Origin of the sequence: Gorillibacterium massiliense (assembly GCF_000455485.1) — a bacterium.
Classification (GTDB): Bacteria; Bacillota; Bacilli; order Paenibacillales; family NBRC-103111; genus Gorillibacterium; species Gorillibacterium massiliense.
Map to the genome: position 1 here is coordinate 96,354 of NZ_CBQR020000100.1, position 17,389 is coordinate 113,742.

The window sequence follows — 17,389 nt, forward strand, 5'->3', positions numbered from 1 at the left end:
CTCTTATGAGGCAGGAGCCGGTTTTCATTTGGTTCCGTATATTGTGGGCTGATTACGTCTTTGTTAATCTGAACTCGTAAGAGTTGCTTGTATTAGGAGGGCTTACCGTGAACGATTTCGTCCATCCCTGTCTGGATTTCCGATTTGTACCGTTTACGATGGAGTATGGTCAGGAAATATGCCATTGGCAATACGAACCGCCTTACGACCTGTACAATTGGGGGGCTTGGGAAACCCTTGAAGCGGCGGGCGATGAATTTGCCGATCCATATATACGGGAAACGCAATTTTCCGGCGTACTGGATGAAAACGGGCGGCTTATCGGCTTCGTGCAATTTTTCCCCATTGTTGGAGTAACCCGATTGGGGCTGGGCTTGCGTCCAGACTTATGCGGATCGGGGAACGGAGCGACCTTCGCCCAGGCTTGCGCGGAAGAAGCGCTGCGGCGTAAACCTCTAGACGCCGTCGACCTGGAGGTGCTGGTTTGGAATGACAGGGCTCGCAAAGCCTACGAACGAGCCGGCTTCCGCATCACCGATCGCTATGAGCGAAAAATGCCGGATGGCATGGGCGACTTTTTTTGCATGGAATACATTTGTGAAAAAGATGTGGAATCTCCTTGAAAACACAACGACTTTTCCCGATTTGCCGCGTATAATCCTCAGACCTCATTAGAGCAACTAGACGATTCAGGAGGATGCTATGAAACGAATCATTCTTATATTTTCCACTCTACTGTTGCTTCTCTCCGGAGCATCTGCATATGCGCAGACAGGGAAAGATACGGCAGTGCTGAAGGCAACTGTTCTTCCCTATTACCCTGTGGATTTTGTGTCGTATTCCGACACCAACGCTTACGACAAAGTTACAGCCCTGCTTCAGGCTGGGGTGATCAAAGGCTCGCCAAACACCGGCGGTTCCGTTAAGCTGAATCCGGAAGGGACTATGACTCGTGCCGAGTTTTTCGCGATGCTGGTCAACGCCGCCGAGTTGAATTCCAAAGCTCCCGCCCCATCTTTCTCAGATGTTCAAGCAGGAGCCTGGTACGCCGAACCGATACGAATCGCCACCTCCCTCGGTTTTGCCAAGGGCTATCCCGAAGGAACCTTCCGGCCCAATAGTCCCATCACCCGGGCGGAAATGACGGCGGTTATGGTCAGTACCTTCAAGAACACCGTGCAAGCCGAAGGGAAGATAATAACCTACACGGATCTGCCTATTAATGACTGGTATACACCAGCCGTTCAACAAGCCGCGAAAATGGGCCTTTTGGACGAGCAGCCGAAAAACCTCTTCCAACCACAAGCTCCCGCCAAACGGATCGACGCGATGTTGATGGTGTACAATGCCCTTTTCCATGAAAGCTCCGCTCTGCCGAACGATTGGACACTGACCAACCTGGTACAGGATGTGATGATCGAGAACTATATGGGGCTGAACAACAAGGATTTCGACCGGATCGCCAACGCCGCCCATACGTACGCTACCGGCTTTTTCACGCAATACCTACTGCTGAACAGTGAAGGTATCGCCAGCCTGACCAATGACGGAAATCGGGTGTTTCTATATTTCGAGGGCTCTCCGCACGCGGAAATCCAGCTAAAAGCCGACCGCTATGCAATGATTACCGTCACCGGCTATACCGACGTCTCCCGGGTCATTTATCCCAACGGCTCCGTTCTTACCAAAAAGGTTCCCATCGAGGACACCCTTTACCTCCGCAAAAAAGGTAACGATTGGTTCGTCTTCGGTTCGAAAAACGGATACCTCTCCATTAAGGAATGGCTGCAACCAAAAGCTACAGTCTCCTATCGTCCTGCAGCTAAATAATGACGACATCAACAGTCCTCCCTTCCAGCGCAGACATGCGCCGGCGTGGGGGACTTTTTTTGCTGCAAATCCTTTGATTCAGGGTTAAGCTTCCACCCTCCCCGCCGATACTGGATAATATGGCAAAAGACAGTGGGCAACCCCTTTTGGAATACTTATCTGCCCAAAAATCTGGTATGATTATAGGAATGTCTTTAGTCGCGAGTGATAATACCCGCCATTGGAGGAAGATGGCATTGGCCCAGATTAAACTGCCTTTGAACCGGATTCGATTTTTGTCCGACGCCATGGAAAAACATATGAATACCGTCATCTTGTCCCGGGGCTGGAACTACTACCACCGCGGGCTTGTTGGCGATCTGGAGCTTACCCATCACGAGCTGCGGGCAACCGTGCACGGCACAACTCCCTATGACGTGACCCTCAATCTCGAAAACACCGAGGAAAGCTTCTGTACCTGCCCGTACGAAACGTGGTGCAAGCATATGGCCGCCGTTTTATTTAAAGCCTATGCGCCTCATGGTCGGCCCGAGCTGCTATTCGTCAATATGCAAAAAAACCTCAACACCAAAAGCAAGTTGCGGAACACAAGCCGCGCCAAAAAGGCATCCGCCCCGGCTCAGGCCAATCTTTCGGCGGAATCCCCCGAGACGTGGCATGATTTTTTCGAAAGCCGCTTCACCGGCTATATTCTAAGCCATCAGCAATCAGTGGAGACATTTTACCGCACGGCACGGGAGACGTTGGAACCCCTCGCCGCAAGTTGGGACCCCTCTCTTCGGCTGCTGTTCCGGATTCATGTGCTTTTTTTCATTCTGCGCCGGATCGACCGGTTTCATCGGGAAAGCCGCGCTTCTTATTTGACCTACTATTTTGAAGCGGCGGGGAGAACCGTTTATGCCCGCTGCCAGTCTACGCTTGTCGAGCTAATCGGGGAAGACACTGCTAAAAAGGCGGTAGGCAAGCACCCGAAAATCTGGCGGGAAACGACCCGGCTGCTGCGGGATTATTTGCTGGACGAGCGTCCCGGTGTTACAGATTGGCTGGACTTGTACCGTTTGTTTTGGTGGGCCCTCGGAACGCCGCACAGTTCAGAAACGGCTTGGGAGAAAGATCAACTCGCCGCGTATCTCGACGGACGAGCGACGACGGGCAATGAACCTGCACCTGGGAAAACACGCCGCCATGTAGAAGAGGATGCATTGGAGTCCGCTCTTGAGCATAACGAATGGACTCCGCGGCAAAGGGACCAACTCCTCTTGGCCCTCTCCCATTTCGATGTCATAGAAGGACGGGATGATCTCGCTTTTGCCCGGTTGGAAGAGCTGAACACCCGACAGGCGGGAGACTATTACGCCGTACTGGACCGGCTAAAGGCGACAGGACAATCCGAGCGGTTTGTCGCCTGGCTGAACTGGCTTCTGCCGACGCTGACGCGGGCGAAGCAGGAAGACTTCAACCGGATATGCAATTATTGGGCGGAAGCCGCGGGAACGCTCATCCCCGACGAGAGTTGGGTGGACATCCTCCGCTCTCTTCTGCCGCGCAGCTATACCTACTACACGGATTATTTGATCAAGAACGGCCATTACCGGGACTGGGTCGACTTGCAGCTCTCCATCCGCATTTCATCTGCGGATCTGTATTCTCTGGACATCCGCCGCATGCAGGATGCTCATCCCGACTTGCTCATCCCCCTCTACCATCAAACCATTGATCGCCTTGTCGGGGAGAAAAACCGCAACGCCTACCGGGAGTCCGTCCGGTTGTTGAAGAAGCTGCGAACATGCTACAAGCAAACCGGAAAAATGGAACGCTGGGAGCAATACATCGACCGGATGGCAGACAAATACAACCGCCTGCGGGCTTTTCAGGAAGAATTACAGAAGGGAAAGCTGCTGCCATGATAGCCTCCGCAACGTATACCGTTTATGCCGAATGGATGGACGAAGGCGCTCTGTTCCTGTGGGGGAGCCGGGGTAAAGGCTCCATTGACGCCGCTGAGCTGAAGGATCATCTCTTCGCCTGGCATGAACCTTCATTTTACGGCACGTTTATCCAACTTCATGAAATGGGCTATCGCGAAGGCGTTAAACTCCCTGCCGAGGAAGCCCTTGATTATTTTTGCTCTACGCAGGAGCTGCGCCACGTGAGCCGGGTGTGGAGCGAAGAGGTTGCTGCGCTGAAGGCGCTGGCTCCTGCCGTAAAAGACGCGCTGGATCATGGGCGGTATATGCCCGATTACGAGCAGTTCAAGCGCGGTTCCTTCGGCTGGAAGCTGACGCTGCCGGAGGCGCTGGAGCCTCTGGCGGCAGGGGATACTGCCCGCCACTTCCTGCACGCTCTTGCGGCGGAACGGGCCGCAAGCGATCCCGGGCTCCGAGCGGCGCTCGCTCGGCTATCCACACGTGTGGAAGGAGAGGCCGTGGAGGGCGGGGACCCTAATCTGTGGCTCGATGAGGAGGACTTCTTGGCCGCTATCGGCTGGGTCGCCGACCCCAGTCCGTTTCGCACCTGTTTGCAGCTCATCGAGCCTGGCGCGGAAGGGGAGGCGGAGGCGGCCCCGGGCGGCGGAGGCGGAGGCTGGCGGCTCAGCGTGGCGCTGCAGGACCGCGGCCGTCCTGACTGGCTGACTCCCGTCAGCCAGTCGGGCGAACCCGCCGCGGATGTTGCGCTGCCGCCTGCCTGGGCGGAGGCGCTGCCCCGCGTGCCACGGGATGTGCAGCGCTGGCTGCACATCCTGCCGTGGCTGCGGGACGCCGACGCCCAGGCGGACGCCACAGGCGCCGCAAGTGCCACCGACGCCGCTAGCCCCGCCGGGCTGCCGCGGCTGAAAACCGAGCTCGCCGACGGCGAGGCTTGGGAACTGCTCACCCACGGAGCGCTGCGACTGGCTGAAGCGGGCTGTGCCGTGCTACTGCCCGCTTGGTGGGAACGCGCCAGCAAGCGCAAACCGCGGCTGCGCGCCAAGGTGAAGTCGTCGGTAGGCGCTGTTTCCAGCTCCCTCTTGGGGCTCGACGGCATCCTCCAGTTTGACTGGAGGCTCGCCATCGGCGACATCGAGCTGACGGAGGGAGAATTCCTTCAGCTTCTGGACGAGAAAAAGCGTCTGATCCGGTTCCATGGCGAGTGGATTCAACTGGACCCTGCTCAATTGGATCAAATCCGCCAAGCGATGAAACGGGCCCGGAAGAAACGCGGTCTCAGCTTTCAGGAAATTCTGGAAATGCATCTATTGGGCGAAGCCCCTATACCGGGAACCGCCGCGGAGGGCATTGCCGAAGACGACCGGCTAATGATGGAAGTCGAGCTGGACGATTACATGCTTGCCTTAATGGACCAGTTGGAGCACAGCTCCCATATCCCGCTGGTAGAAGCTCCGACGGATTTTCACGGTTCTTTGCGCCGTTATCAGGCGGAGGGCTTAAGCTGGATGCTGTTTTTGCGCCGGCTGGGACTTGGCGGCTGTTTAGCCGACGATATGGGCCTTGGCAAAACCATTCAATGGATCACCTATCTGCTGGCCGCCAAAGAGCAGCGGACACAAAGATCAGTCGACAGCGCAACCGCCACCGGCGACGACAATCAAACCGTCATAACCGATACAGAGCAACAGCTCGCTCCAATCGTGCCGCTTTACCCGGAGGACGCTCCCTCCCTGCTCATCTGTCCCACTTCCGTTTTAGGCAACTGGCAAAAGGAGCTGGAGCGCTTCGCACCGTCGCTTAAGGTGCATCTGCACTACGGCGGCGCTCGGCTGAAGGGAAAATCTTTTGCCGATGGAGTAAAGGATGCGGATTTAATCCTCACCTCCTATACCCTCGCAAACTTGGATGAAAACGAACTGAAGAGCGTCTACTGGAGCTCCATCTGTCTCGATGAAGCGCAAAATATAAAGAACGCCTACACCAAACAAGCCACTGCCATCCGCCATCTCACCGGCTACCATCGCATCGCCATGACCGGTACACCCATTGAGAATCGGCTGACGGAGCTATGGTCGATTTTTGACTTTTTGAATCCCGGGTACCTGGGGTCTTTGCGGGACTTTACGCACCGCTTTGTCACCTCCATCGAGCGCTCCGCCGACCAGGAAGCGACGGGCAAAGTGCAAAAGCTGGTGCGCCCCTTCCTGTTGCGCCGACTTAAGAAAGACCCGGCTATCCAGTTGGACCTGCCCGAAAAGAATGAGGCCAAAGTTTACGTCAGCTTGACCGCCGAGCAGGCTTCTCTATACGAAACCCATATCCGCGACATGTTCGAGCGCATCGAGAAATCCTCCGCCATGGAACGCAGAGGATTGATACTCGCCTCCCTCACCCGGCTCAAGCAGGTATGCAATCACCCTTCCCTATACCTGAAAGAAGGCGGCAGACGCTGGAAAGAGCGCTCCAACAAATTGGAGAGACTAATCGATATGGTGCGAGAGCTGCGTTCCGAGGGAGACCGCTGCCTCATTTTCACCCAGTTCGTCGAAACCGGCCATTTGCTGCAAAAAGCACTAGAAGATGAGTTGGAAGAAAGCACCCTCTTCCTTCACGGCGGAACGACGAAACATACCCGCGACGATATGATCGCCCGCTTCCAAAACGAAACGCTTCCTGATTCTGAGCGCCCGGCCATTTTTATTCTTTCTCTAAAAGCGGGGGGCACCGGATTGAACCTTACAGCCGCCAATCACGTCTTTCATTTTGACCGTTGGTGGAATCCCGCCGTGGAAAATCAGGCGACGGACCGGGCTTACCGCATCGGCCAGATGCGCAACGTTCAAGTGCATAAATTCATCACCCTCGGCACGATGGAAGAACGGGTGGATGAAATGATCGAGCGCAAGCTGGGCTTAAGCCAACAGATCGTTGGCGGCGGCGAGAACTGGATCACCGAACTGAGCACCGACGAGCTGCGCGAACTGTTCCGGCTCCGGCGGGAGTGGATCGACTAAAATCAAGGAGGCTACCTCTCGATGATGCGAAAAAGCGTGCTAATCCCCTTGCTCATTGTTGTCTTCCTTCTGGGAACGGTAACGGGCTATCTGTTGCCCAAAAAAGACGAAACGGCGGCGACGCCTCAACCGACACCAACAGCCGGGACAACGCCTGGCGCATCCGTTGGATCGTCCAGCACATCCCCGACCGCTACTCCCAGAACGACAGGGGGCACTAGCACAACCAGCGTCACCAGCCCTGCCTCTACGCCTGCGGACCCAAATCTGGAACGGGTCCAGTCCATGACATTGGACGAAAAAATCGGTCAAATGCTTCTGGTTGGCATCGACGGAACGGAAATGAACGATCAGATGAACAGCCTGATCAAAACCTATCATGCCGGAGGTGTGATTCTTTACAAGCCAAATATCGAATCCGCCTCGCAAACCGTCACGCTGGTCAATGCGCTGAAAAAAGCCAACGCAGCCAATTCCGCCCCACTTTTTCTAGGTGTCGACGAAGAAGGCGGCCGGGTGTCCCGTCTGCCTGCGCCTTATACCAAGATGCCGACAAGCCGCTCCATCGGGCAGGTGGACAAACCCGCATTTTCCTATGAAGTCGGCCGCATGCTGGCCCGGCAAGTCGCTTCTCTCGGCCTTAATCTGGATTTCGCCCCCGTCATGGACGTGGACAGCAACCCGGATAATCCGGTTATCGGCGACCGTTCCTTCGGACGGAGCGCCTCCATTGTGTCTTCCCTCGGCGTGCAAACGATGAAAGGGCTGCAGGCCGAAGGGGTCGTCACGGCGCTCAAGCATTTTCCCGGCCATGGAGATACGTCGGTGGATTCTCACTTGGGCTTGCCTATCGTGAACCATAATCTGGAGCGACTGCGCAGCCTGGAGTTGATTCCTTTCTCTAAAGCGGTTAAAGCCGGCGCCGATATGGTCATGGTGGCGCATATATTGCTCCCTGCCTTGGACGCTGATTACCCTGCCTCCTTTTCGAAACCGGTCATTACCGATCTGTTGCGGGGCGAACTCGGTTATGACGGTGTTGTGATTACCGATGATCTGACTATGGGCGCGGTAACGAAAAATTACACCTTGGAAAAGGCGGCGGTGAAAGCCATTCAAGCCGGAGGAGATATTCTGCTGGTCGGGCATGGATTCACTGAAGAAAAAACGGTGTTCAACGCGGTGAAAGATGCGGTGCAAAACGGAACGCTCAGCGAAGAGCGGCTGAATGAAAGCGTCTTGCGCATTTTGAAGTTAAAGGAAAAATACCAGTTGAACGATAACGCGGGGACAACGCCTGACGTAAATGCCATAAACCAAGCGGCCAAAAAGCTGCTGAACACCTATATTAAATAATCGGCCGGAGGTGAATGCGCGAATGGTGCTTCTACAGCGATCTTTTTTTGCTCGAGATACCGTCTTGGTTGCGCAGGAACTGATCGGCTGCGTATTCGTCCGTAAGCCTTTTGGCGATGACGGACCAATAATCGCGGTGCGCCTTACGGAGACAGAGGCCTATCGTGGCACCGATGACCCGGCCAGCCATGCCTACCGAGGAAGGACGCCCCGCAATGCGCCCATGTTTGGCGCCGCAGGGCAGCTTTATGTCTACTTCATCTACGGCATGCATTGCTGCGTCAACGTTGTGACGGGAGAGTCCGGTATTCCGGGAGCGGTGCTGCTGCGAGGAGCGGAACCGGTGAGCGGACTGGATCAGATCCATGCCAACCGCCCCGGCGTGTCGGATAAGATCTTGCTGAACGGGCCTGGCAAGCTGACCAAGGGACTGGGAATCGCGATGGCTCACAATGAATACAAGCTTCCCTTTTCCGGCAGCGGTGAGATCGAATTGCACGCCCCGGACACCCCTCCTCCGCCGTTTCGCTGCACAAGCCGTATTGGCATTTCCCGCGGACAGGAGCTGCTCTGGCGTTTCGTCGCCGATGGCCCAGCTAGCCAAGCCGCCGCAAATAAATCCGTTCCGCCCTTTATATCCAGCTAAGACCGAAAAAAAGACAGAACAATGGGCAGGCTCCTGCGAGCCTCATTCCCTTGCTCTGTCTTTTTTGTTTTGAATCTAGTGAATCATCCCAACCAAGCGGCGGTTATCATCTGTCGTTATTGTCGTCTCCTTGGCCGTTTTGGTTGTTTTGTCCGCGGTTGTCTTTGCCATTTTGGCCTTTATTGCCCCGGTCATCATGTCCTGCCTTTTTCTTGCTGTCTTTCATCTTTTCTTGATCCTTTTGGGTAGCAGCCTTCTTCTCAGTGGCCTTTTTCTCAGCAGCCTTCTCATGATCCGCTTTTTGAGCCGCAGCTTTTTGCTCGGCAGCTTTTTGCAGCGCAGCCTTCTGGGCAGCCGCTTTCTGCTCCGCGGCCTTCACAAGGGCAGCTTTTGTCTTTTCGCTATCTTTCTGCTCATCCTTGTCTTTCACATACCCTTTGTCATGATCGTCTTTATCGCAATCGGGCGTATTGAAAGGAGCAGGGACATGCGTCGCCGCTGGGTTAACCGTAGGTACCGGAGCGGAGCCGACGTACTTGTCATTTACCCACACTTGAATGCTTACGGAAGTTTTCGGGTCCAGATTGAATTCCGAAATCACCCGTTTAACGAATTGATCCTGAGCAGTCTTATCGGTCAAATTGGCGCTCGCAATCAAACGATTCAGGAGATCAGTGGCCAGTTGACCCTTAAGATGCACATGGCCGAAGGATTTCAGATTGATCTTGATGTCCGTTTTAACACCTTTGCCGGTTTCCTTTTGGTTGATGCTGAACAATGCGGTATCGCTCTTGATCTTGATCAGCAGCTTGTCCCAATTCTGTGGGGTAGACGTCGGTGACCCAGTCGGGGCTACTGTTGCTGTCGGAGTTGCCGCTGCCGTCGGTGTAGCAGTTGGTGCCGTAGTAGACGTAGGCGTCGGAATTACTGTTGCTGTCGCCGTCGGTGTCGGTGTTGGCGTTTCGCTCGTTGTCGGCGTTGCCGTCGGTGTCGTGCTCGGCGTCGGTTGTGCGCTGGAAGCATTGATAAATGCAGCCTGACGCAGGTTATTCAAAACAACGGTAACATACGTGCCGGCGGCGAGGCTATCGAGGTCGGTCTTTTTATCATCGAGATAGACCCAGGGATTGCTTGCCAGCGGAAATTCCACTTCGTCGTCCGTCGTTTTTAGCTTCAAGGTTTCATCCTTAACGGAGACGAGTTGCCCCGCCACTTGCTTAGACGGCGTCTTCTCCGAATGATGGGCATAAGCGACCGCGCTGAAAGAAAGCGCGACAATGGATAAACAGAGAATGAACATGTAGCTCCATCTCTTTTTCATGGTAGTGTACCTCCTGATGGTGGGATTCTTGGTTGTTGTCGTCACTAGCGCTAGGTGATCTGCAACGGGGACCGGGAGGGCCCCCCCTGCCGCCTATTATAATCCTTCGGGCTCCCCTATCGCTTTTTGGGGGGGCCAATGGGAATAATGCGGCATCGGCCCCAATTTTTTCACCAGCGTCAATCCTTTACCCGCCTGACCAAGCAAGAAACACCACCTTCCCTTCATCCTTGTCCATCCTTGACTTCCCACAAAAAAAGAGCTCCGGCTCGCCGCCGAAACTCCTCCATCATTCGATTCTCTATTGATCCTTACCGCTCCGTCCGGTGGCCCGGCACCAACCCCTGCACTTCCCCTGGTGTCAGCTCCCGCCATTTTCCCGTCTTTAAACCGTCCAACCGGATGTTAATGATCCTCACTCTTTGCAGCCGTCTGACCGCATAGCCGAAATGGGCACACATGCGGCGGATTTGCCGGTTCAACCCTTGGGTGAGAACAATGCGAAAGGCTCGTTCCCCGACCATCGTCACCTTGCAAGGCAGAGTCACCGTGTCCAGAATCGGAACTCCTTTTGCCATGCCAGCCACAAAAGCGGGGGTTACCGGCTTGTCCACCGTCACGATATATTCCTTCTCGTGATGGTTTTCCACCCGCAGGATTTTATTCACGATGTCGCCGTCGTTGGTGAGCAAAATAAGGCCTTCCGAGTCCTTGTCCAGCCGCCCAATGGGGAAAATCCGTTCGGGATACCCGATAAAATCGACGATATTCCCTTTGATGTGCCGCTCGGTCGTACAGGTTATGCCAACGGGTTTGTTCAGCGCCAAATAGACGGTGGGCTTCTTTTCTCCGATCAGCCGGCCGTCGATGCGAACCTCGTCCCCCTCGTTAACCTGACTGCCAAGCCCGGCCTTTTCCCCATTGATGATAACCCTGCCGTCCTCGATCCATTTATCGGCTTCCCTGCGGGAACAGATCCCCGTTTCACTCATATATTTATTGATTCGCATCGGCCTATCGATCCCTTCCTGCGTGTTCACGAGAAAATTCCTGCAGCCTTCATTGTACCAACTTGGCCCGTTTTATGGAAACCGAGATTTGTTTCACCGGCAAAGCCCAAGGGTAATCAGAGTCATGAAAGGTGGGATACGCTATGTTGAAATATCCATTGCTGTTTCTTCTGATCGCCATTATCGCCGGTATATTCGGATTCGCCGGAATCGTTCACGCAGCCGCAGGCATAGCTAAGGTCCTGTTCGTGCTGTTCGTGATCCTGTTCATCGCGTCGTTTTTCTTCGGCAGACGCAGCAAATCCAGCGGCTATTAAGCGCAAACAGCTTTTGTAAAGCGGGCGGGATTCCATTCCCGCCTTTTTTGTTGTTAGCCGTTACATGTTTGTCCCTTACCTTTCCATACTAACAGATAGATCGGCAACTTTATGAAAAGCGCGAAGGGAGAAAACGTATTATGCCAGCCAACTCCAGCAAGCAGCAGCCTAAACCGACGATGCCCCCCCAGCATCAAGACCAACAGCCGGGAATTGAAAGTGAAATGCATCCGAAACCGAAAGCGGTGGATTCCAAATATAAAGGCAGCGGCAAGCTGATGGGAAAAACCGCCCTCATTACCGGCGGAGACAGCGGTATCGGCCGCGCTGTCGCCGTCGCCTATGCGACCGAAGGAGCCAAAGTCGCCATCGTCTACTTGAATGAGCACGGCGATGCCGAAGAAGCCAAGCGCCTGGTCGAGGCGGAAGGCGGCAAGTGCCTGCTCATCTCCGGCGACATCGGCGACGAAGCCTTTTGCAAGGATGCGGTAAAAAAGACGGTAGACGAATTCGGCGGACTGGACATTCTCGTTAACAATGCCGCCGAGCAGCATCCGCAGAAGAACATCGAGGACATAACCTCCGAGCAGTTGGAGCGGACGTTCCGCACCAATATTTTCGCAATGTTTTACATGACCAAAGCAGCGGTCAAGCATATGAAAATAGGCGCAGCCATCATCAACACCACGTCGGTCACCGCCTACCAAGGCAGCCCGCAGCTTTTGGATTATTCCTCCACCAAAGGGGCAATCGTCGCCTTCACCCGCTCCTTGTCTCTGAATCTCATCGAAAAGGGCATCCGGGTCAACGGAGTCGCGCCGGGACCGATTTGGACGCCGCTCATTCCTTCCACCTTCGATGCCAAGAAAACGTCCGAACACGGCGCTACGGTACCGATGAAACGGCCTGGCCAGCCGGAGGAGTTGGCGCCCGCTTACGTGTTCCTCGCCTCCGACGACTCATCCTATATATCCGGGCAAGTCCTCCATGTCAACGGCGGGACTGTGGTGAACGGTTAAATGCATCAGCAATGCGGCAGCGGCAGGATACAGCAAAAGACGCAGGTCCCTTATCGGACCTGCGTCTTTTTTCGGTTTGAAGATGGCGTATCCCCGCGTTTACTCCGCGTCGAGAATTTCGGCTACCTTCCAACCATCTGCGCCGGATACCAGCTTCAGCTTTTCCGCTGAAGGGTAAGCCGATTTGGTAGAGTCGGTCAGCACGTAATCCACCCGGTACACTAGCGAGCCGTCGGTATTTTTCACCGGTTGACCAATGGTATAGCGGTCCACCCACGGGCTGGAAACGCCGGTTACCCAATTGAAGCTCTCGAAGCCCTCTTTGCTCTTCTCCTTCAGGGAATCGGTCATCAACGCGTACTGCCACGCGCCGTTGCGGGTTTTTACCGCTTCCGCGTAATCCGCCACCGCTTTATCCGCACTGTCCGCCGCCAGAGCCAGCTCCAGCAACTCCACCCGTCTGTCGTCCGCAAACGCGTCCGGCTTGGTGATCGTCACCGTCTGGCTCTGCCCGTTCCAAGCCACGTCGGCGCCCAGCGCTTCCGCCAACTGCTTGGCCGGAACCAGGGTCGTTCCCTTCTCAATCCGCGCTTTCCCTCCGGTGTCGAGCAGCGTGCCGTTCACGACGATCGTAAGTCCTCCGTTTGCTAACGCAGTCGCTCCTAAGCACAAAGATACCGCCAACACGCTACATACGATCCATTTTTTTCGCATAAACCATTCCCCCTCATGCTTTCAACAGACAAGGTTTATTATCCATGCTCAAGATGACGCGTTCCATTCAGAAAAAGTTACATCATCTGCCGGCCTAAAGATTTCCCGCTCTCATGCCGGATCAGGAAGGATTTCCCCGCCCGCTGTGGAATAAGTGGGAACGAGCTTTATTGCTTTTACCCCCCCACTGCGAAAGGATGACCATTTATGATGCAAAAGCGAATACGGGCGCGTGTTGCGGCCTTTGCGCTCGCCAGCCTGTTATTTGTCGTACCTGGAACCGTCAGTGCAGCCCAAGTCCAAACTGCCAAACCCTCTGGTGAAACGGCAGCTGCGGCTCAAGCAACAACGGTTACCCCCGACATCTCCACCGTGATCGATAAAGTGACTCCAGCTGTAGTCGCCGTCATCGGCAAACCGGTCAACCCGGATAACAACACGACCGGCGGCCGTTTTGACCTGGCTCACGGAACCGGCGTCATCGTCCAATCGAACGGTGTTATTATGACCAATGCCCACGTGGTGAAAGACATGACGAATTTAATCGTCGTCACAGCCGACGGCACATCTTACCCAGCTAAGACAACCCACTATGACGAGGACAGTGATTTGGCACTGGTTAAGATAGAAGCGACGGGACTGCCCACCGTTTCCTTTTCCAAAGAGTCCGTTAAAGTAGGAGACAGCGTCGTCGCCATCGGCACCCCCATCTCCTTTGCCTTGCGCAATTCCGTGACCCTTGGCATCGTAAGCGGCATGGATCGTTCGGTCAATTCCATGTACCAGCTGCTACAAACCGATGCCGCCATCAACCCTGGAAACAGCGGCGGACCGTTGGTGAACCTGAAAGGCGAGGTCATCGGCATCAACACGATGAAATACACTGATATCGGTCTGGATAACCTCGGCTTCGCTATTCCGGCCCAAACCGTCCAATACGTACTGGACGAGTTCATGAAAAACGGCAAGGTGCTTCGCCCCTACCTCGGGCTCGAGCTGGAGGAAAGCTGGGAAGCGGTAGTTGGCTTGCCCACCCAAAAAGCGTTGAGCGTCACCTATGTGGAGCCCGGTTCTCCTGCTGCAAAAGCGGGCATCAAAGAGGGGGATTCGCTCCTTTCCATTGGGACGGACAGCCCGGGAACGCTGGTCGCCTTGAATGAGGTGCTAAAAAAATACAAACCCGGCCAACAGGTAGAGCTGACCCTGAAGTCCGGCAGCAATACGGTCAAAAAGCAAATTACCCTGGAAGAAGCGGTGACCGACGAAAGCTGGAAGACGACATCGAACAGCACGTCCATTGACCCGGATGAAGGAAAAACGAAGATCGGCGACAGCCAAAACAAATGGTCCATGAAGTATCCGTCCGGATTGGTCATTTTCGATGATTATCAAGGGGAGAACAGTACGATTTTCGGCGATGCCAAAGGTGAATTCAGCTTCTACATTCGGGTGGATGATCTAGATACCGAGGGCATAACCTCGGCTTCGCTCCTCCGCACCCTGACCTACTCCGATAAATACGGCACGATTTTGGAAAAACGGTATGTAAACGACGCCACCCAGCCTTATGCCCTGGTCACTGGGAAAGCGTCCGACGGCACCTATACCCAAGCCCGCGCTTATCTGAAAAACGGCAAGCTTTACACTGTATCCATGTACATTACGGATTCCAAAGTATTCACCAATAAAGCAAAGCTGAATGTGTTTGTTGAATTGATGAACAGCTTCCGCACATCCTTCGATACGAAAGACCCGGAGCTGAAAGATATCGGCCAAGTCCGCCATATGAAGAAAGTGAAGACGGAATACGGCGTCTCCTTTGAGATTCCTTCCGGTTGGAAATCCGTACAATGGGCCGACGGCTTGCAATATGCCGACAGTACCTACGGCAAGCTGTTGAATGTCAGCGTTCTGTCCGCCGAAACCGGAGATACCGCCGCCAATTGGGCGAAAGATGAGGAGAAAACGTTCCTCGACAGCTATGCGAAAGATTACCGCGAATCCAGCGGCATCAAAACCACGACCATCGCCGGTTCGCCGGCTGCTGAAGATGTGCTCTCCTACACACTTGGTGCTGACTGGACGGCAATGGATACCTTCTATGTCATCAAGGACAAGTATAAATTTATGTTCCAGTTCTCCTACGACCAGACGGAAAACCCACAGGACATGGCGGACCTGGCCCAATCCGTCATCGGGACCATTCAGTTCGACAAGAACCTGGCCAACTCTTCCCTAGGGTATATCCAGGACGAACGCCGGGAGACGGATCCAAACAATACGTTTACTTACAACAACCGCAATTATAAATACTCGGTGAAAATGCCTTCCGTCTGGTGGAACGACTTGCCTACCTACGACAAGGACCCGAAAGAGGCAACCTTCCTCTTCAATGGCGGCAGCGTGCAGATCGTAGCGGAGACGAAAAAATTCGATGACGCCGTCAAAGACCGGATGAACGTGCATAAGCAAGCCCATCAAGAAGACAGCGATTATACCTATAAGTCGGAAAACACGACCATCTATGGACTGACCGCCAAAAAGTTCACGATCCAGGACAACGTCGGCGACATTCCGGCGCAAACCACCGAGTACGTCTTCACCAAAGGCAGCTTTACCTACACGCTCATTCTCAGCCTGAACGACGCTGTCCGCACCGATGCCAACGTCCGGCGGATGGAGCAGGTGCTGGGATCCTTTACTTTCCTGAAATAAGCATATTCTCATAGGTTGACACGAAGGGGCCGGTTCGCCGGTCCCTTCGATTTTTATCTGAACCGTTTGTTCGCTATAATAAGAAGACCGGATTGAAACGCCCATACGGGCGGAAGGGAGCCGAAATCATTCATGCAGTTTGTCCGTTACGAAAGCTTTCGCCAGTATCTCAAGAAATACCCGATTACCTCGCTCATTCTTGCCGCCAATGTCGTGATGTTCATCATCGTTTCCTCCTGGAGCCATGCGGGACACACCATGAGCGAATCCATGTTCCATTTCGGAGCGATGTACAAAATCAGCGCCGCCGACACCGGCGTAGATCCGCTTTACGCCCCTTTTTGGAGGTATCTCTCCTCCGTATTTCTGCACTTTGATTTATCTCATCTGTTATTCAATTGTTTTTCCACCCTGGTATTCGCGCCTCCGCTGGAGCGGATGATGGGCTCGCTGTTTTATCTCGGCTTTTACTTGCTTTGCGGAATCGCGGGCAATGCGGCTAGCCAGCTTTGGCACACCGACACCTACCTGGGCGCAGGTGCATCGGGGGCAATTTATGGCGTATTCGGAGCCTTTTTGTTCATGGGCATCTTTACCCGTAGCAAGCTGGATAAGCAATCTCGACAGACGGTAATCGGCACATTGGCCATCGGGGTGGTCTACTCCATCGCCGTGCCGAATATCGATTTATACGCCCATTTGGGCGGGCTGGCCGGAGGATTTGTGCTGGCTGCTCTCTTATCCGTAACAGGGAGGATTAAAGAAATGAAACCAACGATCATTGCCGGCATTTTTGCTCATCCCGACGATGAATCCTTTGGCGTTGCGGCTACGTTCCATCAGGCGGCGCGCAGCGGATGCAAGATCGTGGGCTATTGCGCCACCGCCGGGGAAGCCGGAATCGCCGGACCGCGTCTCGGTCTGACGCCGGAACAGTTGGCGGCAGTGCGTGTAAAGGAACTGGAACGGGCGATCAACATCATCGGCTACTCCGCTATGGATCTGCGCGGACTTCCCGACAAGGGACTGACGGCACTGCCCGCAGGCATGCTGCTGGAAGAAGTGATCGGCTTTATCGACAAGCACAAACCGCAGGTTGTGGTGACTTTTCCCGAGGATGGCTTGAGCGGGCATCCCGATCACATCGCCATCTACCACGCCGTCCGGGAAGCTGTCGCATCGGGCCGCTGCCCCTCCGTGCAAAAGTTGTATTATATCGCTAGCGGCAAGTTGGAGGAAATGGGCCACGGGGCGACTGTTACCTTAGACGTGACGCCTTACGCAGAGATGAAGCGGCAGGCGCTGTTGGCTCATGATTCGCAGTATCCTTCTTCCATCGAGCGATTCTTCGGCGATATCCGTGAAGCTGGTTCTCCCGCCGTAAAAAACTTTCCCAAAGAGCGCTTCGTCCTCGTCTGGGAGCGAGGCGCCTGGTTCCCGGGCCGCAAGGAATCGTCCATTACCGACGGGGTCAAGTAAGTGTTGAGCCGGTTACACAGCATCAAAAAGAAAAACCTGC

The 17,389-nt window shown here is 54.6% G+C and carries 13 protein-coding genes; 10 read left to right on the plus strand and 3 right to left on the minus strand.

Going from position 1 to position 17,389, the window contains the following annotated elements; translation table 11 throughout:
- Nucleotides 1-107 precede the first annotated feature (107 nt).
- From TJ79_RS12450 to TJ79_RS12475, 6 genes are all read left to right on the plus strand, one after another.
- Nucleotides 108-623, plus strand: a complete 516-nt coding sequence (locus tag TJ79_RS12450) for a GNAT family N-acetyltransferase (protein WP_238322990.1) — start codon at nt 108-110, stop codon at nt 621-623.
- 79 nt (nt 624-702) lie between these two features.
- On the plus strand, nt 703-1,830 hold the full coding sequence (locus TJ79_RS12455; RefSeq protein WP_040950623.1) for an S-layer homology domain-containing protein: 1,128 nt from the start codon (nt 703-705) through the stop codon (nt 1,828-1,830).
- 236 nt (nt 1,831-2,066) lie between these two features.
- Nucleotides 2,067-3,737, plus strand: a complete 1,671-nt coding sequence (locus TJ79_RS12460) for an SWIM zinc finger family protein (protein WP_040950624.1) — start codon at nt 2,067-2,069, stop codon at nt 3,735-3,737.
- Nucleotides 3,734-6,772 (plus strand): DEAD/DEAH box helicase, encoded by a 3,039-nt coding sequence (locus TJ79_RS12465; protein ID WP_040950625.1) that lies wholly within the window; start codon nt 3,734-3,736, stop codon nt 6,770-6,772. The genes TJ79_RS12460 and TJ79_RS12465 overlap by 4 nt, the downstream gene beginning before the upstream one ends.
- 21 nt (nt 6,773-6,793) lie before the next feature.
- Nucleotides 6,794-8,128 carry a beta-N-acetylhexosaminidase gene (gene nagZ, locus TJ79_RS12470; protein WP_155987867.1) on the plus strand — a complete coding sequence of 445 codons (1,335 nt, stop codon included), beginning with the start codon at nt 6,794-6,796 and terminating at the stop codon, nt 8,126-8,128.
- 22 nt (nt 8,129-8,150) lie between these two features.
- Nucleotides 8,151-8,774: a DNA-3-methyladenine glycosylase gene (locus TJ79_RS12475; protein WP_052339541.1), complete on the plus strand. Its 624-nt coding sequence runs from the start codon at nt 8,151-8,153 to the stop codon at nt 8,772-8,774.
- A 106-nt stretch (nt 8,775-8,880) separates the two neighbouring features.
- Here the strand turns inward: TJ79_RS12475 and TJ79_RS27215 are convergent, their stop codons facing one another.
- Both TJ79_RS27215 and rluF read right to left on the minus strand, forming a co-directional pair.
- The gene (locus TJ79_RS27215; RefSeq protein WP_040950626.1) at nt 8,881-10,095 is read right to left on the minus strand and encodes a hypothetical protein; all 1,215 of its coding nucleotides are present in this window, start codon (nt 10,093-10,095) and stop codon (nt 8,881-8,883) included.
- A gap of 311 nt (nt 10,096-10,406) precedes the next feature.
- On the minus strand, nt 10,407-11,105 hold the full coding sequence (gene rluF, locus TJ79_RS12485) for a 23S rRNA pseudouridine(2604) synthase RluF (protein ID WP_040950627.1): 699 nt from the start codon (nt 11,103-11,105) through the stop codon (nt 10,407-10,409).
- A gap of 143 nt (nt 11,106-11,248) precedes the next feature.
- On the opposite strand from rluF, the gene TJ79_RS26685 reads away from it, so the two are divergent.
- Together TJ79_RS26685 and TJ79_RS12495 are read left to right on the plus strand one after the other, a co-directional pair.
- On the plus strand, nt 11,249-11,422 hold the full coding sequence (locus tag TJ79_RS26685) for a DUF1328 domain-containing protein (protein WP_040950628.1): 174 nt from the start codon (nt 11,249-11,251) through the stop codon (nt 11,420-11,422).
- 140 nt (nt 11,423-11,562) lie between these two features.
- On the plus strand, nt 11,563-12,441 hold the full coding sequence (locus TJ79_RS12495) for an SDR family oxidoreductase (RefSeq protein WP_040950629.1): 879 nt from the start codon (nt 11,563-11,565) through the stop codon (nt 12,439-12,441).
- A gap of 99 nt (nt 12,442-12,540) precedes the next feature.
- Here TJ79_RS12495 and TJ79_RS12500 read toward each other — a convergent pair whose 3' ends face one another.
- Nucleotides 12,541-13,155, minus strand: a complete 615-nt coding sequence (locus TJ79_RS12500; RefSeq protein ID WP_052339542.1) for a copper amine oxidase N-terminal domain-containing protein — start codon at nt 13,153-13,155, stop codon at nt 12,541-12,543.
- Between the two features lie 207 nt (nt 13,156-13,362).
- Between TJ79_RS12500 and TJ79_RS26690 the strand changes: the two genes are divergently transcribed.
- Both TJ79_RS26690 and TJ79_RS26695 read left to right on the plus strand, forming a co-directional pair.
- Entirely contained in the window at nt 13,363-15,870 is a 2,508-nt protein-coding gene (locus tag TJ79_RS26690) for a S1C family serine protease (protein WP_202903320.1), read from the plus strand.
- Between the two features lie 132 nt (nt 15,871-16,002).
- Nucleotides 16,003-17,349, plus strand: a complete 1,347-nt coding sequence (locus TJ79_RS26695) for a rhomboid family intramembrane serine protease (RefSeq protein WP_081756882.1) — start codon at nt 16,003-16,005, stop codon at nt 17,347-17,349.
- Nucleotides 17,350-17,389 lie beyond the last annotated feature (40 nt).

Bases quoted from the DNA above. Each gene is read 5' to 3' on its own strand.
- TJ79_RS26690 (WP_202903320.1), top strand. From the start codon at position 13,363: ATGATGCAAAAGCGAATACGGGCGCGTGTTGCGGCCTTTGCGCTCGCC.
- TJ79_RS26695 (WP_081756882.1), top strand. From the start codon at position 16,003: ATGCAGTTTGTCCGTTACGAAAGCTTTCGCCAGTATCTCAAGAAATAC.
- nagZ (WP_155987867.1), top strand. From the start codon at position 6,794: ATGATGCGAAAAAGCGTGCTAATCCCCTTGCTCATTGTTGTCTTCCTT.
- TJ79_RS12465 (WP_040950625.1), top strand. From the start codon at position 3,734: ATGATAGCCTCCGCAACGTATACCGTTTATGCCGAATGGATGGACGAA.
- rluF (WP_040950627.1), bottom strand. From the start codon at position 11,105: ATGCGAATCAATAAATATATGAGTGAAACGGGGATCTGTTCCCGCAGG.
- TJ79_RS26685 (WP_040950628.1), top strand. From the start codon at position 11,249: ATGTTGAAATATCCATTGCTGTTTCTTCTGATCGCCATTATCGCCGGT.
- TJ79_RS12455 (WP_040950623.1), top strand. From the start codon at position 703: ATGAAACGAATCATTCTTATATTTTCCACTCTACTGTTGCTTCTCTCC.
- TJ79_RS12475 (WP_052339541.1), top strand. From the start codon at position 8,151: ATGGTGCTTCTACAGCGATCTTTTTTTGCTCGAGATACCGTCTTGGTT.
- TJ79_RS27215 (WP_040950626.1), bottom strand. From the start codon at position 10,095: ATGAAAAAGAGATGGAGCTACATGTTCATTCTCTGTTTATCCATTGTC.
- TJ79_RS12495 (WP_040950629.1), top strand. From the start codon at position 11,563: ATGCCAGCCAACTCCAGCAAGCAGCAGCCTAAACCGACGATGCCCCCC.
- TJ79_RS12500 (WP_052339542.1), bottom strand. From the start codon at position 13,155: ATGCGAAAAAAATGGATCGTATGTAGCGTGTTGGCGGTATCTTTGTGC.